A 25,697-nucleotide genomic window follows, 5' to 3' on the forward strand; every position below is an offset into this window, starting at 1 on the left:
GACCGACGGATGCTACCAGTCGGACAGAGGTCCGGTGCTGCCATCGGTCGCGTATTTGTACTGGGTATCACAAAAGGTGTCGGTCATCCCCGCCAGGTATTCACCGACCACCATTTCGACCGGTCGAGTTTCGGCCCGCCGCCGAAACCGCAGCGGCAGTCGCGACGGATCGCGGCTGAGCACTTCGAACATGTCCTGCAAACGGTGGTAAGCGGCCCGTCGAACCGGAATCAAACGGGGATGCCGATAAACCGCTTCGAATAAGAACGCTTCCAGCTCACCGCGTTCGCGACGGATCGCTTCGCTGTGTTCCAGACGCACGCCAGCGTCACGGACTTCGTCGGCGGTGTGTCCCTGATATTCGACCAATTGCTCCAGCGCTTCGTTCAGGAAATCGGTCACCTGCAGATCGATCAATTCGTGAACCAGCAGTTGACGCTCGCGTCGGACCGGACCATCCCCCAGTTTTTCGCGGACGCCTCGCATCGCCCGACGGACGATCGCCAGCTCCAACAGTTCCTCCATCGACAGCAAACCCATCTGCAAGGCGTCGTCGACATCATGGGCGTCATAAGCCATCGAATCGGCCGCATCGACCAGTTGCACCTCCAGCAAGGGGCTGCGGCCGATCGCGGCTTCGGCCTTGTGGGCCCGAACGTCTTGGCCGCCCAGGATCTCCAGCGACAGGTTCAATCCGGGAAACGCCGAATAACGTTGCTCCAACTGCTCCACGATGACGAGCGCAAACCCGTTGTGGGAAAATCCACCCACACGCTGCATGCATTCGCTGAGCGCGTCTTCACCGCAATGTCCAAACGGCGGATGCCCGATGTCGTGAACCAGCGCCAACGCCTCGGTCAGGTCTTCGTTTAAACGCAACACGCGTGACATGGTGCGCGCCAGCGAGGCGACCTCAAACGTGTGCGTCAGCCGTGTCCGATGATAGATCCCCATTTCGCCAGTGAACACTTGCATCTTGCCGGAAAGCCGGCGAAAGGCGCTGCTGTGCAAGACGCGATCACGGTCGCGGGCAAACGGCCCGCGGTAGGGGTGTTCTGGTTCGGCGTACTTCCGTCCCTCCGTGTCCCGGCTGTGCATCGCGTACTGGGCCAGCAGCAGGTGTTCGCGGTCATCGTATCGCCGGGTGTCCAGCATGGGGGTCAACTGCGGAGCCACGGAAAATCGGGAAACAGGAACGGAATCTCAAGGTCCAGCCGCCGGAGCCCGTCATGATGGAGTCAAGCCGTCGGTGCAGGAACGGAAGGCCCCACCAGGGCACTTGGGTCAAAACAGCCTACGTCACGGCAAACCAAAACGAAGACGCAAATCAGTCCCGGCAACCGGCGTAAGCGGCACCGCCCGCAAACGTTCCAAGTCGATCGGGTCGGCGGATCGACAATCCACTAAACCAATCCTAATGGTCCGGACGCGAATCGCCCACACCAATGTGGCCGCCGGTCGCTGACGCGCACCAGACTTTCATGCGGAATCGTTGAACCAGTGGTAAACTGACAACATCCCGGAACCGCATTCCCACGCGCCTTGGGCCTTTTCGTTTGAAGTTTCAACCGTTTTCCGTTTCCTGCGTCACCTGCGGCAGCCGCCTTCGCGTTGGGCGTCCCGAGTTGGTCGACAACATCGTGGCATGCCCCAAGTGCCATTCGATGGTCCAACTGACGCGTCCGACGGAACCGGCCCCCAAAAACGCACCGGCGGATCCACAGCAGCCGCCGGTTCACCAGAATGTCGCTCTCGGCCGGGACCGCGTTGATAGCGCGGCGGTCACCGAGGATTCGATCGGACAACTGCCATCCGGTGAGCACCTCACCGGCGGGACATCGCCGGGCCGGCCGGAAGCCCCCGTGGTCGCACCGCCACCGGTCGCGACCGCTGCCCCCCACGAATCAACCGATCACGAATCGACCGACCACGAATCAACCGACAAGGAGCCTTCCGCCGCAGGGCTTCCTGGCGACGCGAATCAGGACGCCGGCGTGCCCCGCGACTGGCACAGTGAAAAGGCGGCCAAGTCACGACGCTGGGCGGCTGTCGTCGCGGTCACGCTGGCCAGCATTCTGTCGGCGACGATCCTGTTCGGCGTGCTGACCCGAGACCGCACCCCGGCACCGATCACCCAAGCCGCTCCTGACGTCGCCGAATCGGTCCCAGGAGCCGGCGACGTTGACCCGGCGGAAGCGGATGTCGACCCGTCTGAATCGAATGTTTCCGACGCCAGCGATTCAGGCGACGATGATGCTGCGGTGCCGGCATCCGAGTCGCCTTCCCAGGAAACTGCCGACGAAACCGGAGCAAGCCAGGATGCGGATGCCCAACCGGTGGCGTCGTCCGAATCCGATGACAACGCCGCCGAAACAAATGAGTCGCCGACCGCACCCGGAAAAGATCCGGAGCAGGCTCCCGCGGAAAGTGGTCCGCGACTGCCCGAAGGGTTGCTGGGCGATAATCCGCTGGCCGGTATCCCCGGCTTGGAAGGCTCACCGCTGGATGCCGGCGAGCAGCCGGACGATGATTCCGCAACGATGAAGGAATTGCCCGACGACCTGCGCCAGATCTTCTCCACACTGGATCTCGGCCAGCCCCAAGTTGCGCCGACCGAACAAGCACCGCCCTCGATCGACCAAATGGATTTGGAGCGTGCCGCGACCAGCGACGTCACACCCGAGGTGGCGGTCCAAGGGATCGATCCGATCAATATGCGGCAAGCCCTCGGCATCAGCGTGGCGTTCGATGCCGGCAACGAAGCCGGTTACCCGCTGAATGATTTGACGCTGGTACTGGGCCAGGTTTCCGGGGCGCCCATCGAACTGCAATGGGTCTCTTTTGACATCGTCGGTTTTCCAATTTCCAAACCGGTCCAGTTGCCCCGCGGTTGGCTCAGCGTGGAAGAGATCTTGACGGCGCTGTGCGATTCCATCGGCGCAACGTTCGAAAAGCGAGCCGGGTCGATCGTGCTGCGGCCAAGTGACGCGGCGTTGTCCCAAGCGGTCGGCGAGATCCTGGATTTCTCCGACCTTGGCGATCAGGCGGAATCTGCGGTGACCGTTGCGCGAACCTTGTTGGGACAAGGCGACGAAGGTGATCCGTCCGCGGTGAATGTGCCGGCGGAGACGGGACCGCAACAGTTGGCGGTGCTGGTGTGTGACGCGATCCGCCGTGCACGCCGAGCCCCTGGGAAACTGCCCGACCCGATTTTCTTTCGCTGGGCGGGCACTTACGAACAACAGGTTGATGCGTGGCCGCTGCTGGCCGGGGGCGTTTCCGGGCCGCAGCGTTTGCAACCGGTCACGTTGGCTTCCCTGATCCGACAGACGGCGCGGCTGAATTCGGCCACCTGTTTTGTGAATTGGCAGGACCTGGCATTTCAGCAGCGGGGGCCAACCGACAAGGTGATGCCACGCACCGGCGACACGGTGTCGGCGGCCGACGCGTTCGACCAGGCATTCGAGCACACGTCTTTGCGGGTCCGTACGGTCGACGACGGACACTGGTGGGTCGGATCGGATGCCTCTTTCGACCGGTTTCCCGTCGTGGTCTGGTTCCCGCAAGCCGCGGACCCCGCACGCATGGCGGGCCAAATCGGAGCGATCCTGCAACAGGCGGGGACCGAACAGGGGCCGGTCGGCGGCGTGACGATCGATCCGGCCAGCGGCCGCTGCATCGCGGTGATACCTCGCTTCCTGCTGCGACAATTACCCCGCTTGCTGCAAACGCCTCCGGAGGAGCAAATCGGGCAAAATTGATGGCACCTTTTCACCGACGTGTCGGTCCCCACCGGCAATCCGACATTTATCCGTTGAAGGGTCTTCGGTGTGCTACGGTTCCGATGTGCGGCGGATGGATCCGCGAGAACGCGGATTCACAACGACACGGAAGCGCGAGGGGGCGGACGCGCGACGCGTCGATTGAATATCGGCGCAACTGTTGCATCTGAGAAAATCCGCACTAGCGACACACTGCCAAACTGACGACCAGGCTCGATTCCGGCCACTCGTTCTACCCGCATCGTCTGAAATGAAATACCTCGTCCCCATCACACTGATCGCGTTCGGATGCATCGGTCTTCTGATCGTCTCCTCCGACCTGACATCCTTCACCGAACCCGGATCACAGGGTGCGGGCAGCGAAACGACGTTTTCCGGATCGGGTCCCGTCGACGGACTGGTGTTGATGAAATTTGGCGCCCCCTGGTGCCCTCCCTGTCGGATGATCGACGAAGAATTGAAGGAACTCGCACACTCCAACTTTCCAGCCCGGATCGAGAAAATCAATGTCGACCAGCGTCCGGATTTGGCAGCCCGCTACCAGGTCAATAGCATCCCGCGATTGATCCTGATGCATCACGGCCGCGTCATCGGAGACGAAGTCGGGTTCATGTCGGCCGAGCAGCTGACGGCCTGGGTCGGCGAAAACACGACCGATGAAATGCTGGCCGCCGAACCGGCGCCTCCGCCGGGACCGAAGGCCAACCCGTTCGTCGAATGATGCTTTCGCCCGTCAATCTTTGATGGAGAACCGCCGACGACGCCGGTCAATCTGGTGCGGAGGACCGCCGACGACGCCGGTCAATCTCGTGCGGAGGACCGCCGACGACGCCGGTCAATCTCGTGCGGAGGACCGCCGACGACGCCGGTCAATCTCGTGCGGAGGACCGCCGACGACGCCGGTCCTGGGCTTGCTAAGGGAGCCCAATACGCTGAAACTCTTGCGATGTCATCCTAGCAGGCGTTTCAGCGGATCCTTCGTATGCCAGATTTCTACCAGCATGAATTGATCACGACGATCCATGACCTGCAGACCGGAAAGCTGGAACAGCTGGAGGACATGCTGCGGACCGCCACCCAGCAAAGCAAGATTGGGCTGGTGTTGCCGGTCACGGCCGCGGACATGCGTGCCGATCCGTTCGTCAGGATCCTTCACGAACTTCAACACGCCGACTACATCGACACGATCGTCGTGACCCTGGGCGTGGCCCCCAGTGAAGCGGACTACCAGGAAACAAAGTCCAAGACCGCGATGCTGGGTGACCGCTGTCGTGTCCTGTGGACCGACGGCCCCCAAATCCAGTCGCTGTACAACGAGCTGATCCATGCCGGGATCCCGGTTTCCACGGCCGGGAAGGGACGCAGCGTGTGGACCGCCTTTGGTTACCTGCTGGCCGACCCGACGATCGATGTGTTCGTGTTGCACGACTGTGACATCGTGGACTACGACCGGTTCCTGTTGGCCCGGCTCTGCCTGCCCATGGTCCACCCGGCGTTGGACTTTGAATTCTGCAAAGCCTATTACGCCCGGGTGACGGACCGGATGCACGGCCGCGTCGTCCGGCTGTTGGTGTTTCCGTTGCTGCGGGCGCTACAGCAGCTGTACCCCGACAGCCGCTTCGTCCAGTTCTTGGCCAATTTCCGCTACCCGCTTTCGGGCGAATTCTCATTGACGCGGAACCTGGCCCGAACCAATCGGATCCCCAGCGACTGGGGATTGGAAGTGGGCACGCTGGCCGAGGTCTTTCGCAACACATCGCACAAACGAGTTTGCCAGGCGGACCTCTGTCGCTTGTACGAACACAAACACCAATCCGCTTCTCTGGACAACAAGCAGGGCGGGTTGATGAAGATGGCGATCGATATCCTGACGACGATCTACCGAACACTGGCCAGCCAGGGAGTGGTGCTCAGCCAGGACGCTTTCATCACCCTTCGCAGCCTGTACCTCAGAACGGCCCAGAACTGCATCCGCCAGTACGCCGCCGACGCCCGAGTGAACGGACTAAACTACGATCGGCACGGCGAAGAAACCATGATCGACGCCTTCGCCAGTTGCGTCACGACTTCGGCCGAGATGTTTCGCGCCGATCCCAACGGTGCCGAGGCGATTCCCAATTGGACACGGGTTCGCGCCGCCTTTCCCGATTTTGCCGATCGGCTGCGGGATTCGACCTGATGGATTCTTGTTTCGCCTCCACGGTCATCCAAATCGATTGGACAACCGGGATTTGGCGGGGAAAATAGATTGGTTGCTTCCCCTGGATCCGGACGGCCCCATCGTTCGGATTCGGACGATCTGTCGACGGACATTCCGCTCCGCCCTCCCCTCGCTCACCTGAGATCTTTTCGCACGCACATGCCGATCCAAATCAAATGCCAATGCGGCAAGGCGCTGGCCGTCAAAGACCAATTCGCGGGGAAGGCGGTCAAATGCCCGGCCTGCGGGAAACCGATTCGTGTGCCCGTCGGTGGGGGCGCAGCGGCGTCCGGTTCCGCGGGCGCCGGGCGTCCGGCCCCGGCGGCCCAGCCGGTCGGGCAACCGAACGCCGGGGACCCGCTGAATGACCTGTTCGACGAAGAAGGATTCGGCAGCAACATCGCGGCCGTTTGCCCGTCGTGTCGCGCGGAAATGCCCGCCGACGCCGTCCTGTGCACCAAATGTGGATTCAACAAAGCCACGGGCCAGAAAATGACCGGGCACTTGACCCCCGGTGTTGATATCTCCTCGGGAACCTTGGCCCTGCAAAAGGCCGCCGACGACATGCGCGCCGCCGACAAGATGCAGCGTGACATGACCGAGCGGGCGGGCATGCCGTGGTGGATGCTGGGGCTGATCTTGTTTGTGTTGGGAAGCGCCACCGCATTGGCGGTGATGGCCGTGATGTCGGCCAACCGCGTCACCGGCGAAAGCAATTTCAATGCGATGCGGACGTTCTTGCAATTGTCTGGCACCGCCTGTGGCCTGGTCGCCTTTGGCGCCTTCATGAAACTGGTTGTCCAGGCTTTTCGCGAAGACCGCACCAAAGGCTTTCTCAGCTTGACGGTGGTGTACTTGCTCGTGTTCGTCTTTCAAAAACCCAAAGGCCGCATCGGCGCCTTCCTGGTCATGTTGATCCTGGGCGGCATCTCGGGAGCGCTGTTCGCGCAAAGCCAGAATTCTTAACCGTCGTCGCCCGCGTCAGGGCGGCGGGCGCCGCACGCTTGGCCGGACGGGTTATCATGGGCGATCACGTCGCAGGCGGGCGACCGCGGACACGCGGTTCCGCTGGAGCCTCCCCCCTGCTCTGCCTGTTCAGGGCTGCCTGGTCGAACCGGCCCGGTCAGGTCCACCTGGCTAATTCTGCCTGCGCGACCTGGCAAGATCTGCCGCCCGACTCTTCCCCAGCACCGCCTCATTCCAAGTCGCCATGATTCGCTTCCTGCGCCCGTCCACGTTGATCCGAACCGGTTCCCCGATACGGCCAAACGTTTCCAAGCTTCCCTGCCTCGCGACTCGTGCCATGCGTGCCAACGTGCAGAACCGTTTCCGATGGTTCTTACTGATGTTGTCCATGGTTGCCGCGACGGGACTCTTGGCCGCCGACAACGGGGACCGTCCCGAGCGGCCCAACGTGGTGATCGTCATCACCGATGACCAGGGGTACGGGGACCTGAGCTGCCTGGGAAACCCGCGGCTGAAAACCCCCAATATCGACGCGGTACATGACCAGTCCGTTCGCTTGACGGACTACCACGTCGCTCCGACCTGCTCGCCGACCCGCTCCGCGTTTCTAACCGGCCACTGGACCAATCGCACCGGGGTGTGGCACACGATCATGGGACGATCGATGTTGCGCGAGAATGAAGTCACCATGGGAGATGTGTTCACCGCCGGTGGCTACCTAACAGCGATGTTCGGCAAGTGGCATCTCGGTGACAACTATCCTTACCGGCCTGAAGATCGCGGGTTTGGCGAAGTGATGCGGCATGGCGGCGGTGGCGTCGGACAGACGCCGGACCACTGGGACAACGCCTATTTTGACGGCGCCTACTGGCACAACAGCAAAGTGACGCCGGTCGAAGGGTTTTGCACCGACGTCTTTTTCGATTACGCCAAACGGTTCATTCGCAAACAAGCCGCCGCGCAACAACCGTTTCTGGCGTACATCGCCACCAACGCACCGCACGGCCCGATGCATTGTCCTCCGGAATTCAGCAAACCCTATGCGGACCTGGGGGACAAGCTGGCCAACTTCTACGGCATGATCGCGAACATCGATCAGAACGTCGGACAGTTGGAAGATTTGTTGACGGAATTGGGGATCCGCGAAAACACGATCTTGATCTTCACAACGGATAACGGAACGTCCAGCGGCGACCAGGTCTTCAACGCGGGGATGCGTGGCAAGAAAGGCAGCTTTTATGACGGCGGACACCGCGTCCCGTTCTTCATCCGCTGGCCGGCCGCGGAGCTGCAAGGCGGACGCGACATCAACACGTTGACCGGTTACACCGACGTTCTGCCCACTTTGATCTCGCTGTGTCGCATCGCGCCGCCGGAGGACGTGGTGTTCGACGGCGTCGACCTGTCACCACTACTGTTTGAGAACGCCGACGCGTGGCCCGATCGGATCCTGGTCACCGACTCCCAGCGGGTCAAGGATCCGATCAAATGGAAAAGTTCCGCCGTGATGACGGACCGCTGGCGGTTGTGCAACGGGAAGGAGCTGTACGAGATCGAACTGGACCCGGGGCAGCGGACCGATGTTGCCGCAAAACACCCCGAGGTCGTTCAGCGACTGCGGGCGTTTTACGAAGCTTGGTGGAAGGAACTGGAACCGACATTTGCGCAATCCACCGCGATCCATTTGGGGAATCCCGCCGAGAATCCCAGCCGGCTGACCAGCCATGATTGGATCACCACGCGGATGACGCCGTGGAACCAAAGCCAGGTGCGGGCCGCGATGAACGGCCCGGCGAACACGGGCTTCTGGAACGTCAAGGTCACACGCCCCGGGCATTACCAGGTGCGGCTGCGAAGATGGCCCAAGGAAACCGATCAGCCGATTGCCACCGCACTTCCCCCCGGGGACCCCGTCCCTGGCCAACGGGCCTTTCGGGAAACACCGGGCAAAGCCATCACCCCCGTCAAAGCGACGTTGCAGATCGGTGAGGCGACGCGAACACAATCGGTCCCCGACGGCGCCAAAGAGGTCGTCTTTGACCTGGACCTGCAGCCGCAGACGACCACGCTGTCGGCGACGTTCCAGACCGACGATGGCCAGGTTTACGGAGCCTACTACGCCTACGTCGAGTACATCCCCTGATCCCGCCACGGCAGTCGCCGCCAGCGACATGCGGTCGCGACCAGAAACCTGTAGCGTTTGTTTTCTGCAGGCCGCCGTCGGGCAACGGCATCGACGGGGCCTGACAGTCCCTGGAGTTGCCGACTTGAGCGCTGGCGACCAAAATCAGGAGCGGCCACGCCCCGTTTTCTCATTTCCCCCACCCGGAGTCTGCAACGTGCCTGGAATTCGAACCTTCCGCATCTTGATCGCCTGCCTGACGGCGCCCCTGCTGTCGGCAGCGGCGTCCGCCCACGAGGGACACACCCACCACAAACACGGCGAGCACTCCGCGGCTCAAACCGCCACCACGTTGGCCGCCGATTCCGACATCGGGGAAACCTTCACCAAGGATGGAAAAACCTACCGCTGGAAACACCGGGCCGACCTTGGCAAACAACCCGAGGCGATGGTCGCCGCGGCCAAAGGTGGTTTGCACAACAACGCCGATCGAGATTTGCAATCTGGCGAGGTGGTGACGGTCGTCAAGGATTACGGCTTGGTCTCGCTGGACCCCGAGCTAGGTCAGTGGAAATTGGTGGAGGACCAGGACGAACTCTTTGCCCAGGGGATGAATGCCCACGGCGCCGATTGCTTCCTCCTGAACGGCCAGTCGTATTGGGCATTCGCGTCAACGAACACGGGCGAGATCGTTGTCTCGCAGCGCGGCAAGATCGTCGCCCGATTGCGTCAGCCCAAGGGAGATGAATTCGACAACCCGACGGTCAACGCCTACTTCGCCAAGGGTGGGCGTTTCACGCCCTGCGATGTGGTCTTCCTGCCCAAGACGCAATCGCTGGTGTGCGTCATCGGTTACGCCCCCGGCGATTTTGCAATGTCCGCCAAGATCAGTGATGGCGAGTGGTCCTGGGGCGGCGCCGCCTGGGGCGGCAAGGTGAACGTCGGTGGCCCCTTCAACACCGCCCACGGCGTGCAGGTTCAGCAGATGGACGACCAGGAAATCGTCGAGATCGCTTCGCGCTCTCATGGCCGCGTCTACGGCTTCACGCCCGACGGCGCCGAAGTGCGTCTGCCGGGCACCGCCAAGGAATACTTTATCCAGCTGCCGGATCGATCCACGCCGTGCAACATTTCGCACCTGGGCGGGCAGATGTTTCTGCCGCTACTGAACCCCCTGGCCGATACCGACGGCGTCGCTCCCGTGCTGGTGATGAAGGACGGTAAGCCCGTGGGACGTCTGATCCCCGCCAACCACGAGGGCCTGCAGTTCATGCACCACATGCACGGCTTCTGCCCGGTGCAAGTCGGTGACACGCTGTTCGGCGTGGCGCTCTCCTGGCCCAACGGCGGCGAGAACAAAGCCGGTAAACGCAACGACGGCCAGATCGCCATCTTCGAAGCCGTCGAAGTTCAATAGCGAGTCGTTGACTCCAGCCGCGAAGCGGCGACAGCCCCCTGCCGTCGGCGCAAGCCGACGGATCCGGGTGCTAAAACACCCTCGCCGCGAAGCGGCGACAGCAATCCTCTGCAGCGATCGGCGAGCCCCCCGCGCGGCCTCGCCTACCAAGACGGCGGCATCGCCGCCGAAGCTTAGCGGCGGGTCTTCTTGACCTTCGCGCCGCCCTGACGGACCTTGAACTTCGGATTGCTCTTGCAGATCACATAGACTCGGCCGCGACGCTTAACGACCTGGCAATCGGGGTGTCGGTACTTCAATGCGCCAATGCTACTGACAACTTTCATCGCAAACTCTTACCGGAGGGCGTTCCTGCGGAACGCGGTACTTTGTCACAGGTTTCGGAGACACTCCCCGGAAACGCTAATTTCGGGTCGCAGAGTATACCGGCCCACCGCTACCCTTCAACTGCAAACCGTGACGCCGACGTCGCGTCCGAGCTTTATTTCCTGATCAGCGATCCGCTCCGTTTCTCAGCGGCCCTCACGTCATGACTCGATTCGCGTTTTTCGATTGCTTCAGTGGAATCAGCGGTGACATGTCACTGGCGGCGTTGATCGATTTGGGCGCCGACCCAGCCCAGATCCAGGCGGCGGTCAGATCGATGGGTCTGCCAGACCTGAACATCCGCGTCGCGGAGACGAAGAAATGTGGTTTTCGGGCCCTGGGTGTGCAAATCGAACACCCCCCGGAGCACGCCCACCGACATCTGCACCACATCACCGAGATGATCGACCGGGCGGACCAGATTGATCCGGACGCCAAAGCATTGGCCAAGCGAATCTTTGGCCACGTCGCCGTTGCCGAAGCAAAAGTTCACGGGACGACGCTGGAAAAAGTCCATTTCCACGAAGTCGGCGCCATCGACTCGATCGGCGACATTGTCGGCGTTGCGGTCGCCGTGACCGCCCTGAACATCTCATCCGCCATGGCCCTCCCCGTTCCCACCGGGACCGGATCGATCCGCATCGCCCACGGCACCGTGTCCGTCCCCGCACCGGCGACGGCGGAGATTTTGACCGGGATCCCGGTCGTGTCGACCGACATCCGGGCTGAGCTGACCACGCCAACCGGGGCCGCCATCCTGAAGGAACTGTGTGGTGAATTCGGTCCGCTTCCGGCGATGACGGTCGATCGGATCGGCTACGGAGCCGGAACGATGGACCTGCCCGAACAAGCCAACTTGCTCCGCGTCCTGTTGGGACAACGAAGTCCGGCATCCGCGGGCAGCGCCCACCAGATTGCCGAGCAAGACACCGTGTCCGTGTTGCAAACCAATCTGGACGACACCAGCGGTGAACAGTTGGCCGATTGCGTGTCGCGGCTGGTCCAGCGGGGAGCCCTCGACGTCACCCAGACCCCCTGCATGATGAAAAAGGGACGCAGCGGCGTGATTCTGTCGGTGATCTGCCAGCCCGCCGACGTGGCGGCGATGGAGCAAATCATGTTCACCCACACCTCCACCATTGGAATCCGGCGGTCGACCGCCCTGCGCGACATTCTGCCGCGGCATTTCACCACCGTGCAGACCAAGTTTGGCCCGGTGCGAGCGAAAGTGTCGACGTTGCCCGGCGGAGACCAACGGATCAAAATCGAAGACGACGACGCGCGACGGCTGGCGGCGGAGCACCAGACGACCGCCGACATCGTTCGCCGGGAGGCGGAGTGTGCGGGCCGGTGAGGTCGTTTTTCGCCTCTATCCTATAATCACAGCAGGCTGACTGCGTCGGCGGCGTGCTGCTGGCGAACCGACCTGCCGGAATTTGCGTCCGCACCGTAATCTGTTCACAGAATTCAGCTGATTGACCACTTTTCCAACTCCTGATCGCCCCCAAAACGCACGATGTCGCTGACCGAACTCGATTCCGCCGCGCCGCACGAGACTGCCAGTTCGGGCAGTCCGAATGGCGAGTCCGCGACGCAGGCCGGTGACGCTTCAGACGCGGGTCGCAACCTGTCGGCCTCCACCCACACCGGTCGCAAGCCCAAACGCTGGGACCAGTACCTGCTGTTCAATGTCGCAATTCCAATCCTGCTGCTGCTGGTCGGGTTCGTCGTCATTCAGGTGATGGGGAAAGCCGGAGCCAAGCCCGTGCCGGTTCCTGAAGCGACCGCTGCGGCAGCCCTGCAGTCCCTGCCTTCGGTGCGCGTCGAACGGATTCAATCTTTGAAGGAGACCGGAAAGCAGTTGGAACTGGTCATCGACGGAACCGTCGTTCCGTACCGAGAAGCCCGGGTCTCCTCGGAAGTCGCCGGGCAAGTGATCTACAAATCGGATGACTGTGAGGCGGGTTCGATCGTCAGCGAGGGCGACGTGTTGATGCGGATCGATCCGACCGACTACGAATTGGAAGTCCAGCGTCTTTCGCGACAACGCGACCAGGAATATCGGGCCCTGGGAGAAGTCGACCAGGAAATGGCCAACACCCGACGCTCAATCCAGGTCGCTGAGCAAGACGTCGACTTGCAAGAGCAGGAAGTCGAACGCCAAAAGCGATTGAAACAATTCACCAGCCAAACGGAATTGGACCGGGCGCGGGGTGCGTTGCTTCAAGCCCGCCAACAACTGATCAGCCTGGAAAACCAATTGGAATTGCTCAAGACGCGGCGGTCCCGGTTGGAAGCCAGCGAACAGTTGGCCGCGACACAGTTGCGGGTCGCCGAATTGAATCTTCGACGCTGTGAGATCGCGGCTCCGATCAGCGGGGTGATTGTCAGCGAAGAAGCCGACCTGAACACCTTTGTCAGCCGCGGAACGCCGCTGGTCATCATCGAGGACACGTCTCGGGTCGAAGTCGCGGCCAGCATGCGGGTGGACCAGTTGCAGTGGGTGCTGGACCAGGATCGTGCCGTGTCGAGTAATGGGTACGATTTACCTGACACGCCGGCAAAAATCGAATATGCAATTGCCGGTCGGCCAAATTCGGTCCGACGTTGGTCGGGGACGCTTGTTTCTTACGACGGCATCGGAATTGACCCGAACACGCGAACCGTTCCCGTGCGCGTGATCGTGGAGGACCCCAGCCATTACCAAGATTCGAAAGGCAACGAACAACATTCCGACCGAACCAGCGCGTTGGTGCGGGGCATGTTTGTTCGGGTGCGGCTGCAACTGAGTCCCACCAGTGAACTGGTCGTCGTTCCGGCGCGTGCGTTGCGTCCGGGAAACCGCGTCTGGACCTTCGTTCCTGACGAATCCGTGCTTGACCAGCGGCTTGTCGAACTGCAAGCCAAACGCGAAGCCGCTTTGGAAACGTCGCCGTCGGACGCGGACCAGCCGGAACCCGGCGAATCGGATTCCTCGGCCTCGTCGGACGCACCGCCACTGGATCCCAGCCGCTGGCGGTCGGGACTGGTTCGGCGAACCGAATCGGTCTATCCGATTGAATCGTTGCGTCTTGCTTCGGACGAAGTTTCGACCGAGGAGGTTTCCGCCGCGGTCCAGGTCGCCGGACGCGATTGGGTCTGCGAAGCGGGCGAGACTGATCTGACCAGCGGATCGCTGGTCGTCACTTCGCCATTGAACTCGATCCCGCCCAGCGGGCTGCCCGCCCGCATCGAAATCCAACCTTAGCGACCTATGAAAAGAGCCATCGCGTGGGCGATTTCCAATGCGCCCGGGATGAACGTCTTGATGATCGCCCTGATGGCGATCGGAGGAGTCTCGCTGATGCAAATGCGTCGCGAGGTGTTCCCGGAGTTCGAATTGGAAGTCGTCATGGTCGACGTCCCCTATCCGGGCGCGACACCGAAAGACGCCGAAGAAGCGATTTGCCAAAAGGTCGAGGAGGCGATTCGTTCGATCACCGGCATCAAGAAGGTCACGTCGATCGCGCGCGAAGGCGGCGGGTACGTGCTGGCCGAACTCCGCAGCGACGTCGAAGACGTCCAGAAGGTGATGGCGGAGATCGATCGCGAAGTCAATCGGATCCCCAGCTTCCCGGAGCTGGCCGAGGATCCCATCATCCAACAGATCACGTTTCGTGATGCCGCGATCCGAGTCGGCATCATCGGCCCGAACGACCGGTCCCAGGAAGCGGAGCTGCAGCTTCGTGAGATTGCCGAGGACGTTCGTGACGACATCCTGATGCTTCCCAGCGTTTCGTCGTCCTCGATCATGGGAACGCGACCGTACCAGATCGACGTGGAGATTTCCGAAGCCACGCTGCGTAGCCACAACTTGACGCTCGATGGCGTCGCCCAGATCATCCGCCAACACAACGTGGAATTGCCCGGCGGACAGCTCAAGGGCGAAGGCCAGGAGATCCTGCTGCGAGCCAAGAACAAGGGACGCGTGGGTGATGAGATCAGGAAACTGCCGCTGGTCACTCGCAGCGATGGCGTCGTCCTAACGGTCGATGACCTGGGCACCGTCAAAGACGAGTTCGAAGACGTCACGAAAGTCGGCGAGATCAACGGCGAACCCGCGATGGTGGTGAACGTCGAACGCACCAAGACCGAGGACCTGCTGGCGATGGTCAACGATGTGCGTGCGTACGTCGACCAGAAGGATCTTCCCACGGGCTATCGGTTCGAAGTCTGGAATGACACCAGTACCGAAGTGCGGGGGCGGTTGAACCTGCTCCGCCGCAACGGTCTGCAGGGCCTGCTGTTGGTCTTTCTGGTGCTGACCTTGTTCTTGGAAATGAGACTGGCATTCTGGGTGGCGCTGGGCATTCCGATCTCCATCCTGGGTGCCGGAGCCGTTCTGGCACTGGGCGACCAAACGTTGAACATGCTGTCGCTGTTCAGTTTTCTGATGGCATTGGGGATCGTGGTCGACGACGCGATCGTGATCGGTGAAAACATTCACGCCCATCGCCAGATGGGAAAACCGAGACGCCAAGCGGCGTTGGATGGAACGATCGAAGTCTTTCCTTCCGTGGCAGCGTCGGTCACGACGACCATCATCGCGTTTGCCCCGATGTTCTTCGTCTCCGGCGTGATGGGCAAATTCATGGCCGTGATCCCGTTTGCCGTGATCGCCATGCTGGTGATTTCGTTGTGGGAAAGCATCTTCGTGTTGCCCAGTCACCTGGCCCACAGCCACACCGGCTTCTTTCGGTTCCTGGGCATCGTGGGCTACCCGTTGCGTCCACTCGGCTTGTTGCTCGGCTGGCTCAGCCGACACTTTGCCGAATGGCTGCAAGTGGTTTGCGATCGCGTGTACGCGCCGGCCCTGGCGTTCAGTCTGCGTTATCCGCTGATCCCCGTCGCTGCGGCCGTGATGATGGGGCTGGGGACCGCGGGAATGATTCGTGGCGGGGTCGTCCCCTCGGTGCTGTTTCCCGAATCGGACAACAACTTTTTGCAGGCCGTCATCGTGTTCCCCGATGGCACGCCCGCCATCGAATCCGACATGGCCACGCGTCGGATGGAACAAGCCTTGCGGGATGTCAGCCGTGACATCGCGCTCCAGCGTTCCAAACAGGAAGGGTTGAGCGTTGACAAGATTTACCCGGGTAGCAACGACGTGATCTCCGGTCCGGTCCGGTTGACCTACCGAGAAGTGGGCGACGCGACCAACGCGCAGAACCCGACCGGCGGCGGATCGTCCGGAAGCCACGTCGGGCAGATCTTCGCGGAACTTCACGACACCGAGATCCGAAACATTCACAGCAAGGAATTGCTGGCCAGGTGGCGTGCCGCGGCGGGAGACTTCTCCGGGGCCGAGCGTGTGACGTACGGCAGCGTCGGCGTGGGCCCGGGAGGTAAAGCGATTGAGTTCAAACTGCTTGCCGCCGGAAAGGATGAAGAGCAACTGTTGGCCGCGACCGAAGCGGTCAAAGAAAAACTGGCCACCTACGACGGCGTCTTTGACATCGCCGATGACAACACTCCAGGAAAGTGGGAGTTTCAGTTTCGCGTCAAAGACAGCGCCCTGGCCACCGGAGTCACCCCCACCGACCTGGGAACCACCGTCCGCAACACTTACTTCGGAGCCGAGGCGATGCGACTGCAGCGGGGACGCCACGAAGTCAAGCTGATGGTCCGGTATCCCGAAGACGAACGGCGTTCGCTGGTGAACTTTCGCGAGATTCGCGTCGCCGATCCGCAGGGCAACGAGCATCCGATCGGCGAATTGGCCGAAGTCACATTGAAGCGTGGGTTTTCAGAAATCAACCGCGTCGACCAACGGCGGTCCGTGACGATCAGCGCCGACCTGGATTGGAAAACTGCCAACTCTTCTTTGATCATCGCGGACCTGCAATCGGATTTCATGCCGCAATTGCAAAAGAAGTACCCGGGCGTGGACGTGCGTTGGGAAGGCCAGGCCGAACAGAGCCGCGAGTCGGTGGGCAGCCTGATGCAGGGGTTTGCCATCGCGATCGTCGCCATGTACGTGCTGCTGGTGTTGCAATTCCGCTCCTACGTCCAGCCGATCCTGATTCTGATGATTGTCCCGTTCGGAATGATCGGTGCGGTTTGGGGCCACGCGATTCTAGGGCTCCCGCTGACGCTGTTCAGCATGTTTGGGCTGGTGGCGCTCTCCGGCGTCGTGATCAACGATTCGATCGTCTTGATCGATTTCATCAACGCGCGGATTCGCGGCGGCCAGGCCCCGATGGACGCCCTGACCGAAGCCGGACAACGACGGTTCCGCCCCATCCTGCTGACCAGCATGACGACGGTCGCCGGGTTGATTCCCCTGATGTTGGAAAGGTCCTTCCAAGCTCAGCTGTTGATTCCGATGGCGGCGTCCCTGGCCTTCGGTCTGGCCCTGGCAACCGTCCTGGTGCTGTTTCTGGTACCGGTTTTTTACGCCCTGTACTTGAAGGCCCACGCCTTCGGCGTCCAGACCTTGCACACGCTGAAGATCACCCACGAGCCCGAATCAGAACGGCTTGGTGCCACGGCGACCACCGACGGGCAGCCGATCTAAGCTCGTGCGACAAAGCGCCAGCCACCGGTCGATGCGAAGAAAAACCCGCGGCTAGCGCCACGCGGCTCACGCAAAGGGGCGATGTCCAGCTAGTCGCGAAGCGGCGACAGCAACAACGCCTTAGTGAGAAGTCGGACATTCCTCCGCTCACCGGCGCTCGCCCCTCCGCGATAGGGAGCTTGGCCTGCCGTCACCCTTTAGCTTCGCGGGGCAAACTGAAAATGCTTGCTCTGCGAGAAGAACGCCACCGGGTTCTCATAAACCACCTTGCGAATCAATGCCTCGGAGTGCCCCCGCCGGCGCATTTCGAAAATGAAGTCGGGGACGGCGGTTGGCTTGCTGGGACCCCAATCGCCGGCGGAATTGACAAGCAGTCGTTCTCCGCCGGTCCGCTCGACCATGTCGGCCGCTCGCTCGGGCGTGCACTTCGTGACGGGGTACAACGTCATGCCCGCCCAAAAACCGCGGTCCAGCACTTCGCTGATCGTGTGCTCTTCGACGTGATCGACCAACACCCGCCCGCGATCGATCCGTTGATCGTCACACAGCATGTCCAGGATCATCTTGGTCCCCTGAAACTTGTCCTCCAGGTGCGGTGTGTGGATCAAAATCGATTGGTCATGCTGGACGGCTAAATCGACATGCTCCAGAAACACCGTGGCTTCATTCTTGGTGTTCTTGTTCAAGCCGATTTCTCCGATTCCCAGCACATTCGGACGATCCAGGAATTCGGGGATCATCGCGATCACCTCGCGGGAGAGCGAAACGTTTTCCGCCTCCTTGGCATTGATGCACAGCCACGTGAAGTGCTGAATTCCGAATTGCGCGGCCCGCGCCGGTTCGGTTTCGGTCAATTGCCGAAAGTAGTCGCGAAAACCGTCCACACTTCCGCGATCATACCCCGCCCAAAACGCCGGCTCGCTCATCGCGACGCACCCCATGCGGGACAGCGTGGCGTAGTCATCGGTCGTCCGAGACACCATGTGGATGTGGGGATCGATGTAGTCCATGTGCGGTGAAACAGGGAGGAAGGAAAGGGGACGATTCGATCGATCTTCAATCGGATCCGATGCCAAACTTCTGACGCCAATCCTGCTGGTACTCTCGCGAAAACAGTTGCTGCAACCTTTCGGCACGGTCCGGTTGCTCGGAGCCAACGATCTCCAAGGCTTGATCCAACAGCGCCCGCTTCTGCGAATTGGCCCCGCTCAGCTCGCCGGCCCCACCGCAGCGATCCAAGCGATCGAGCGTCGCTCCGATTTCCAGCAATTTGGCGCGTAGCTGCAGAAAGGATTCCTCAAGCACCGCATCGGCGGTGCGCTGCGGATGAGATTCGCCAGCCGTCATTTCGTCGCTCGTTGTCGGTCAGGGAAAGGCACGTCGATGCGTTAAGTATAACGCACCGCCTGCCGATCCCTCGACCACCCAAACTTCCGATGCGCTGGTCTTCCGATGCGCGGGTCTCCCGATGCACTGGTCTCCCGATGCACTGGTCTCCCGATGCACTGGTCTCCCGATGCACTGGTCCGCCTCATCAGGCGCCGGTCCACCCCGTCATGCTCCGGAGCGTCCGAGCCGCGGGGTGATGTATCGGTTGCCCGAGCCATAGCGGACTCAGCCGACCGCCTGTGGCAGCGTCAAACGACCGCGCTGGTCGACCAACGTGGCTGTCCCGAAACGCTCATCCGCCCAGCATCTCGTGCGATCGTTTCAAACGGCGTTTCAAGCCGGTAAACCGGATCACTCCAATGACTCCGACCACCAAGCCGGCCGCCACCAGGAACCACCCCAGCAGAAGCATCTCCGGCGACGGTTTGAGGAACTTGATCAGCGAGACGCCGGTCCCGGCAAGCATCAGGGCGGTCCGGCCATAGGCCAGCAGCGTTCGCTCGTTGGCCAAGTCGGTTCGAACCAGAGCGAGGTCTGGCAAAGGCGGCTCGGGCCGAAGGTCGTGTTTCGCGTCCGGCTCATTCATCTCAGGTCTCTCCATCTCAGGTCGTGACATCATCCTCCTGCCGCCAGAGCGGGACAACCGGCCGTCGGCTCGCCAGCGAACTCCCGCGAAGAGATCAGGCAGTTTTCAATTCACCCTCCCTCCGGGAGGGTCGCGGAGGAGCCTGCGACGACGCGGGGAGGGGACGTCCGCCGCCATGGATTTCAGCTGGTTTTTGAAGACACCCTCCCCAAAGACTCGTGCCTCGCCTTTGACCCTCCCGGAGGACGGGTGAGTTCAGGACGGTAGACCTTTTACTGGCTCAGAGAACGATCCTGCCAAGCTCCATCGGCCTCGTTTCGCAACCGGCACACCCCTTCATGTTGCCCCCTCTCCCGCAGTCGACCCAAGTTTCCACCAGACGCCCCGTTACCCCGAAAAGTTTTCCTTCATCAACAACTTTTCCACGGCCGCCCGACGCATCCGCGGAATCTTCACTAACCCTTCATCGCGACACGGCTTACGACGATCTCCGCGGTCTCGCGACGCCGCGAGGGACGACCGGATTCGCGTCGGAACCCGTTTGCAGGAAACAACTTAAGGCATCCAAGAGATTTTCATTGACACCCCGCCGGCAATCTCTAAGATTCCCGCGTCGCCCACATTTAGTGCCTTTCGCGACAAAACTCACTACCGGTAGTGCTACCAATAGAAGGTTTGGTGAGTTTTTCGCGATTGGCGCGTGAAGGGAAGCTAGCACGGTTGGGATGGATCCCCGGGGGATATCTCTGCCGCTGTCCATGGCGCTCTCGGTGGGTCAGACGCCCTGCTGTCTTATTGTTCCCTTTCATTAATGGACGATCCAAACTGATTCTCGGACGTGGTTTTGCCCGGCTGCGACTGATCGCGGCTTGGTTGGACCGGTGTCACCGGATGCGATGTTGGAGCCACCCCAGGAGGTGATGCCAGACGTGTTCGCTGAGACGACGGGTCGGGAAGTGAGGGTCCCACGGACGATTCAAGGAGTCTTTTCAAGCGATGGCTACTGTTCTCCCAAACAATGCGCAGTCCTCGACGACCAGCGATCGAGACCTTGACCGAGTCAACGAGCAGCACGGGTTGGAGTACGCCACGCGCGTCTTCGGCACCACGCTCCGTGGTGACCGACCCGGGTTGAAGGTCGACCCGACGTTTTGCCCGGCTGACGAAAAAAGCCCTTTCGAAACGACGCAGTGGGAACTGCGGTCGGCGGCCATCAAAGACGAAACCGGAAAGGCTCTGTTCGAGCAGAACAATTGTGAAATTCCGGCCAAGTGGAGCCAACTGGCGACCAACGTCGTGGTCAGCAAGTATTTCTACGGGGACCCGAAGCGGCCCGAGGAACGTGAGCGTTCGGTCCGCCAATTGATCCATCGCGTCACCCGCACGATCGCCGACTGGGGTTTGGCCGACGGTTACTTTGACACCCCCGAGGACGGCGAAAACTTCTACCGGGACCTGACCTGGTTGTGCCTGCACCAGCACGGGGCGTTCAACAGCCCGGTCTGGTTCAACGTCGGACTGCATCAGCAATACAACGTCACCGGAGCGAAGTGCAATTGGGCCTGGGACCGCACCACCGAGCAGACGTTCCAGCCGGAGAACCCGTACGAGTTCCCGCAAGGAAGTGCCTGCTTCATCCAAGCCGTCGAGGACAACATGGAGGACATCATGCGTCTGGCGTGTGCCGAGGCGATGTTGTTCAAATTCGGATCCGGCACCGGGACCGACCTGTCGACGATTCGCTCGTCACGCGAAAAACTCTCCGGCGGCGGCACGCCCTCGGGACCGCTGTCCTTCATGCGGGTTTATGATTCGATCGCCGGCGTCATCAAGAGCGGTGGCAAAACGCGCCGTGCCGCCAAGATGCAATCCCTGAAGGTCTCGCACCCGGACATCATGGAGTTCATCGAGTGCAAGTGGGCCGAAGAGAAAAAGGCGCACGCGCTGATCCGCGAAGGATACGACTCGAACTTTAACGGCGAAGCTTACAGCAGCGTCTGCTTCCAGAACGCCAACCTGTCGGTCCGCGTGACCGACGATTACATGCAGGCGGTGCGCGACGGAAAACGCTGGCAAACGCGATGGATCACCGACAAAGCCGCCGGCGATCCGCCGTCCTACGATGCCAAGGAATTGCTGAACAAGATGTCGGAGTGCGCATGGCATTGCGGCGACCCCGGGGTCCAGTACGACACCACCATCAATAACTGGCACACCTGCCCCAACAGTGGCGCGATCAATGCATCCAACCCTTGTTCGGAATACATGTTCCTGGACAACACCGCGTGCAACCTGGCGTCGATCAACCTGATGAAGTTCGCCCAGCGCGACGGGTCGTTTGACGTCAAGCGATTCCGCGCCGCAGCCCGCACCTTCTTCATCGCCCAGGAGATCCTGGTCGATCACGCCAGTTACCCCACCGAGCCGATCGCCCGCAACAGCCACAAATTCCGTCCGCTGGGATTGGGCTACAGCAACCTGGGATCGCTGATCATGTCACGCGGCATGGCGTACGATTCCAACGCCGCACGCGGATTGTGCGGATCCCTGACGGCCCTGATGCACGGCGAAGCGAACCGCACCAGTGCCGAACTGGCCGGCGTGGTCGGCCCCTTTGAAGCCTACGGGGAAAACGAAAAGCCGATGCTGGGTGTCATGCAGATGCACCGCGAAGCGGCCGACAAGATCGACGACGCCGGCCCGCCGGAGCTGAAACAGGCTGCCCAAAAGTTGTGGGACGATGTCCTGGAAATCGGTTCCCGGTACGGCTTCCGCAATGCCCAGGCGACCGTGCTGGCCCCGACCGGCACGATCAGCTTCATGATGGACTGCGACACGACCGGGATCGAACCCGACATCGCACTGGTCAAGTACAAACAGCTTGCCGGTGGCGGCATGCTGAAGATCGTCAACCAGACGGTCGCATCGGCCTTGGAAAAGCTTGATTACAGCAAGGAACAGATCGAAGCCATCCTGGCATTCATCGACGTCAACGACACCATCGAGGGCGCCCCGGAACTGAAAACCGAGCATCTGCCGATCTTTGACTGCGCTTTCACGCCCGCCAACGGCGTCCGCAGCATCTCCTGGCGAGCCCACGTGACCATGATGGCGGCCGCGCAACCGTTCCTTTCCGGCGCGATCAGCAAGACCGTCAACATGCCCAACGACGTCACGCCGTCGGACATTGCCGACGCGTACTTCTGGGGTTGGGAATTGGGCTTGAAAGCCATTGCCATCTACCGCGACGGTAGCAAGCAGTCACAACCGCTGAACACTCGTTCGGAGGAAGGCGAAGATGCGGGCAAGAAAGAAGTCGTGACCAAGACCGTCGAAAAGATCGTCTACAAGCCACGCCGCGAACGGCTGCCCGATACCCGTTCCAGCGTCACCCACAAGTTCACGATCGCCGGCCATGAAGGCTACCTGTGCGTTGGTCAGTACCCGGACGGCCGTCCCGGTGAAGTATTCATCACGATGGCCAAAGAAGGCTCCACCGTCGGTGGCATCATGGACAGCTTCGGGACCGCCCTGTCGATCGCTCTGCAGTACGGTGTGCCGCTGGAAGTGCTCGTCAACAAGTTCAGCCACACCCGGTTTGAGCCCATGGGACACACCAGCAATAAGGACATCCGGATCGCCAAGAGCGTGGTCGACTACATCGCCCGTTGGTTGGGGCTGACCTTCATGAGCAAGGACAACTCGGTCGTCCCGACCGGTGGCCCCGCCGCTCCGACCGAGACGGCCAACGGCAGCAAGGATACGGTCAATGACGCCAACGGTCCCGAAGTCGCTTCGCCGGAGTCGGCCGTCGCGGCCTCCGAGCGTGCCGCCCTGCTGGCCAGCATCGGCAGCAACGGCAACGGTTTGGCCAAGAAGGATGCCGGCCGCCAGGATCAGTTTGCCCGCTTCCAGATGGACGCCCCCAGCTGCGACAACTGCGGCAGCATCACCGTCCGAAACGGCAATTGTTACCTCTGCCACAACTGCGGCGCCAGCATGGGCTGCAGCTGACTGACCCGCGGGTCTCGCAACGTCCGGTGACGACCCACCGGACCTGCGAATCCTGGTTCACGATCGATGGGCGGTGCGGATTCAGTTTCCGCATCGCCCTTTTTTCTTGCGCTGTTGGAAAGGAGGGCGAAACAAAACTGGACGAACTCCAGTCGCGAAACAACGACAGCCCTCTGCCGTCGGCCCAAGCCGGCGGAAACGGCTGCCCAAAACACCACCAGCCGCGTAGCGGCGAAAGCAATCTGCTTCAGCGAGAGACGAAGCAATCCTCGCTTGCTGCGCTCGCCTCGCCTTGGAATGAAGGGCGAAGCAAAGCAACACGACCGGCAAATGGGAAGGTGAAGTGACCGGTGGCGTGCCGACGGCCTAAGACGCCGATTCTTCCGACAGCAGGTCGTCGGTGATGTTCAGGTTGGTGCTGACGTTTTGGACGTCATCGTGATCGTCCAACTGTTCCAGTAAACTGAGCGTTTTGCGTCCCGTATCGGCGTCCACATCCACGGTGGTTTGCGGGATCATCGTGACTTCCTTGTAGTCCGGCTTCAGCTCCGCCGCTTCGAACGCTTCGGCCAGCTGCTGGTAGTCGTCCGGCGACGATGTCACCTGCAGCTTTCCGTCGTCAGTTCGCTCCACATCTTCACCGCCGTTTTCCAACGCGACCAAGGTGATCCGTTCTTCGTCCACGTCCTCACCTTCGAAGACGAACAGACCTTTGCGATCGAAAAGGTAGGAGACACAGCCGGTCTTGCCCAGTTCGCCGCCCAACTTGGAAAACAGCGAACGCAATTCGGGAGCCGTGCGATTGCGGTTGTCGGTCAGGATTTCGCACATGATGGCGACCCCGCCGGGACCATAGCCTTCGTACAGCACCTCTTCGACACGTCCGCCGTCCAACTCACCGGTGCCACGTTTGATGGCGCGGGTGATATTGTCCTTGGGCATGCTGACCGCTTTGGCATCATCGATCGCCTTTCGCAGCCGAAAGTTCGCCGCCGGATCACCTCCGCCGGATTGTGCGGCCAGGATGATGGCTTTGCTCAGTTTGCTCCACAGCTTTCCACGGGCGGCATCCACGCGTCCTTTACGGTGCTGGATGTTGGCCCATTTCGAATGACCTGCCATGACCTATCTTGGTTTTCGTTTGGAGAGTTTGCGGTTGGTGGATTTCTTGGTCGTTTTCGCCGATTTCGATTTGGACGTCGATCCGGCGGATTTCTTGGTTGTCTTTTTGGTCGTTTTCTTGTCCGCCGATTTTGAGCTGGCCTTCTTGGTGGACGACTTGCTGCCGGAAGACTTAGTCGCCTTCTTGGGGGCCGCTTTTTTGGCCGGCGACTTTTGTTCCGATTCGGACGATTCGGCTTTTGCCGCTGGCTTGTCAGATTCTTTTGTGGCCGACTTGCCCTTGGCGGCAGCCTTCGATGGAGCGGTTTTCGACGACGACTTCGCCGACTTGGTTGACGCTTTCTTCGGTGCCTCCGCTTCAACCGCCTCGGCCTCTTCGGCCTCCGCCTTTTCCTCGCGGATCCGCTTCTTCACCCGACGGATGGCGGCCTTCTTGCTCGCCTCCCATTCGTCGTAGCGTTCCGACGATCCTTTGGCGACGGCGTCCATCAGGGCCCGGGCCTTTTTATCTTTGTGATCGAGCATCAGTGCGACGCCGGCTTCGTGCAGCAAGCCGGAGAACTCGATCGCTTTGCTTTTGGGAACCGCGCGTTCCAGGCCGGGGACTTTCCCATCGGCCGCTTCCCCCTGCGTCGCGATCCCGGTCGACAGCATGATGACCATCGCGGCGTAATCCACCGGAATCGAATGTCCGCCCAAGCCATGCTGGATGGTGTAGCTGAGGACGAACGGGGTCATGGGCGACATGGCTTCAAATTTGGCCACCGCCTTGCCCAGGTTCTCCTTCTTCAGGTGATCCAAATCAAACGCATAGAACTCTTCGAATACCGCCTGCAGAATTTCCTTCAAACGTCGCGCGGTTTTCGCCGGCTCCGGCATGGCCGAAAGCACCTGAGTCAATTCCGTGACCGTGGTGACACGGATCTCGTTCCAATCAAAGAATTCCTGCTCGCACTTGGCCAACGCCTCGTCCGCCAAATCGTAGGGGGCGTCCTGAAGCAGGCACGCGTAGAGCAAGTGCTCCAGTAAGGGACGCGACGGCTGGGATGGGGGAAGCGTGTATTTCTTCTTCAGCTCGGAGTGCAGTTTCGTGATCAGCTTAGCGCGGTTGCTTGCAGCCATCTTTTTGGTGATTCAGGGGAAGTGGTGGGGCTGATGAACGGACGTGTCGATTCGT

At 61.1% G+C, this 25,697-nt stretch carries 17 protein-coding genes; 10 read left to right on the forward strand and 7 right to left on the reverse strand.

Annotation, left to right across the window (positions count from 1 at the left end):
* Positions 1-12: 12 nt before the first annotated feature.
* The gene (dgt, locus tag FYK55_RS19945; protein WP_235908836.1) at positions 13-1,176 is read right to left on the reverse strand and encodes a dGTP triphosphohydrolase; all 1,164 of its coding nucleotides are present in this window, start codon (positions 1,174-1,176) and stop codon (positions 13-15) included.
* A gap of 464 nt (positions 1,177-1,640) precedes the next feature.
* Here dgt and FYK55_RS19950 point away from each other — a divergent pair, with 464 nt between their 5' ends.
* The 6 genes from FYK55_RS19950 to FYK55_RS19975 all read left to right on the forward strand — a co-directional run bounded on the left by FYK55_RS19950 (position 1,641) and on the right by FYK55_RS19975 (position 10,487).
* Complete coding sequence (locus FYK55_RS19950) at positions 1,641-3,761, forward strand: hypothetical protein (protein WP_161604645.1); 2,121 nt, start codon at positions 1,641-1,643, stop codon at positions 3,759-3,761.
* Positions 3,762-4,032: 271 nt separating this feature from the next.
* Positions 4,033-4,503, forward strand: coding sequence for a thioredoxin family protein (locus FYK55_RS19955; RefSeq protein ID WP_150078228.1), 471 nt, complete (start codon positions 4,033-4,035; stop codon positions 4,501-4,503).
* A gap of 261 nt (positions 4,504-4,764) precedes the next feature.
* Positions 4,765-5,961 (forward strand): glycosyl transferase, encoded by a 1,197-nt coding sequence (locus FYK55_RS19960; protein WP_150078229.1) that lies wholly within the window; start codon positions 4,765-4,767, stop codon positions 5,959-5,961.
* A 180-nt stretch (positions 5,962-6,141) separates the two neighbouring features.
* Positions 6,142-6,948, forward strand: a complete 807-nt coding sequence (locus FYK55_RS19965) for a hypothetical protein (RefSeq protein ID WP_150078230.1) — start codon at positions 6,142-6,144, stop codon at positions 6,946-6,948.
* Between the two features lie 337 nt (positions 6,949-7,285).
* A complete protein-coding gene (locus tag FYK55_RS19970) occupies positions 7,286-9,091 on the forward strand; it encodes an arylsulfatase (protein ID WP_235908837.1) in 1,806 nt (601 codons plus the stop codon).
* Positions 9,092-9,287: 196 nt separating this feature from the next.
* A complete protein-coding gene (locus tag FYK55_RS19975; protein ID WP_235908838.1) occupies positions 9,288-10,487 on the forward strand; it encodes a hypothetical protein in 1,200 nt (399 codons plus the stop codon).
* Between the two features lie 173 nt (positions 10,488-10,660).
* Here the strand turns inward: FYK55_RS19975 and ykgO are convergent, their stop codons facing one another.
* Positions 10,661-10,813, reverse strand: a complete 153-nt coding sequence (gene ykgO / locus FYK55_RS19980) for a type B 50S ribosomal protein L36 (protein ID WP_094417406.1) — start codon at positions 10,811-10,813, stop codon at positions 10,661-10,663.
* Positions 10,814-11,016: 203 nt separating this feature from the next.
* Between ykgO and larC the strand changes: the two genes are divergently transcribed.
* From larC to FYK55_RS19995, 3 genes are all read left to right on the forward strand, one after another.
* Positions 11,017-12,207: a nickel pincer cofactor biosynthesis protein LarC gene (larC, locus tag FYK55_RS19985; protein WP_150078231.1), complete on the forward strand. Its 1,191-nt coding sequence runs from the start codon at positions 11,017-11,019 to the stop codon at positions 12,205-12,207.
* A 162-nt stretch (positions 12,208-12,369) separates the two neighbouring features.
* Positions 12,370-14,100, forward strand: a complete 1,731-nt coding sequence (locus FYK55_RS19990; protein ID WP_150078232.1) for an HlyD family efflux transporter periplasmic adaptor subunit — start codon at positions 12,370-12,372, stop codon at positions 14,098-14,100.
* A 6-nt stretch (positions 14,101-14,106) separates the two neighbouring features.
* Positions 14,107-17,409 carry an efflux RND transporter permease subunit gene (locus tag FYK55_RS19995; RefSeq protein ID WP_150078233.1) on the forward strand — a complete coding sequence of 1,101 codons (3,303 nt, stop codon included), beginning with the start codon at positions 14,107-14,109 and terminating at the stop codon, positions 17,407-17,409.
* A gap of 197 nt (positions 17,410-17,606) precedes the next feature.
* On the opposite strand, the gene FYK55_RS20000 is transcribed toward FYK55_RS19995, so the two are convergent.
* The 3 genes from FYK55_RS20000 to FYK55_RS20010 form a co-directional block, all read right to left on the reverse strand.
* A complete protein-coding gene (locus tag FYK55_RS20000) occupies positions 17,607-18,419 on the reverse strand; it encodes a TatD family hydrolase (protein WP_150078234.1) in 813 nt (270 codons plus the stop codon).
* A 46-nt stretch (positions 18,420-18,465) separates the two neighbouring features.
* Positions 18,466-18,756 (reverse strand): hypothetical protein, encoded by a 291-nt coding sequence (locus FYK55_RS20005; protein ID WP_150078235.1) that lies wholly within the window; start codon positions 18,754-18,756, stop codon positions 18,466-18,468.
* 334 nt (positions 18,757-19,090) lie between these two features.
* On the reverse strand, positions 19,091-19,384 hold the full coding sequence (locus tag FYK55_RS20010) for a DUF202 domain-containing protein (RefSeq protein WP_150078236.1): 294 nt from the start codon (positions 19,382-19,384) through the stop codon (positions 19,091-19,093).
* Between the two features lie 1,077 nt (positions 19,385-20,461).
* Between FYK55_RS20010 and FYK55_RS20015 the strand changes: the two genes are divergently transcribed.
* The gene (locus FYK55_RS20015; RefSeq protein WP_390621748.1) at positions 20,462-23,398 is read left to right on the forward strand and encodes a vitamin B12-dependent ribonucleotide reductase; all 2,937 of its coding nucleotides are present in this window, start codon (positions 20,462-20,464) and stop codon (positions 23,396-23,398) included.
* Between the two features lie 366 nt (positions 23,399-23,764).
* Here FYK55_RS20015 and FYK55_RS20020 read toward each other — a convergent pair whose 3' ends face one another.
* Positions 23,765-24,520: a YebC/PmpR family DNA-binding transcriptional regulator gene (locus FYK55_RS20020; protein ID WP_150078238.1), complete on the reverse strand. Its 756-nt coding sequence runs from the start codon at positions 24,518-24,520 to the stop codon at positions 23,765-23,767.
* Between the two features lie 3 nt (positions 24,521-24,523).
* Entirely contained in the window at positions 24,524-25,642 is a 1,119-nt protein-coding gene (locus FYK55_RS20025; RefSeq protein ID WP_150078239.1) for a hypothetical protein, read from the reverse strand.
* Positions 25,643-25,697 lie beyond the last annotated feature (55 nt).

Origin of the sequence: Roseiconus nitratireducens (assembly GCF_008629675.1) — a bacterium.
GTDB lineage: Bacteria > Planctomycetota > Planctomycetia > Pirellulales > Pirellulaceae > Stieleria > Stieleria nitratireducens.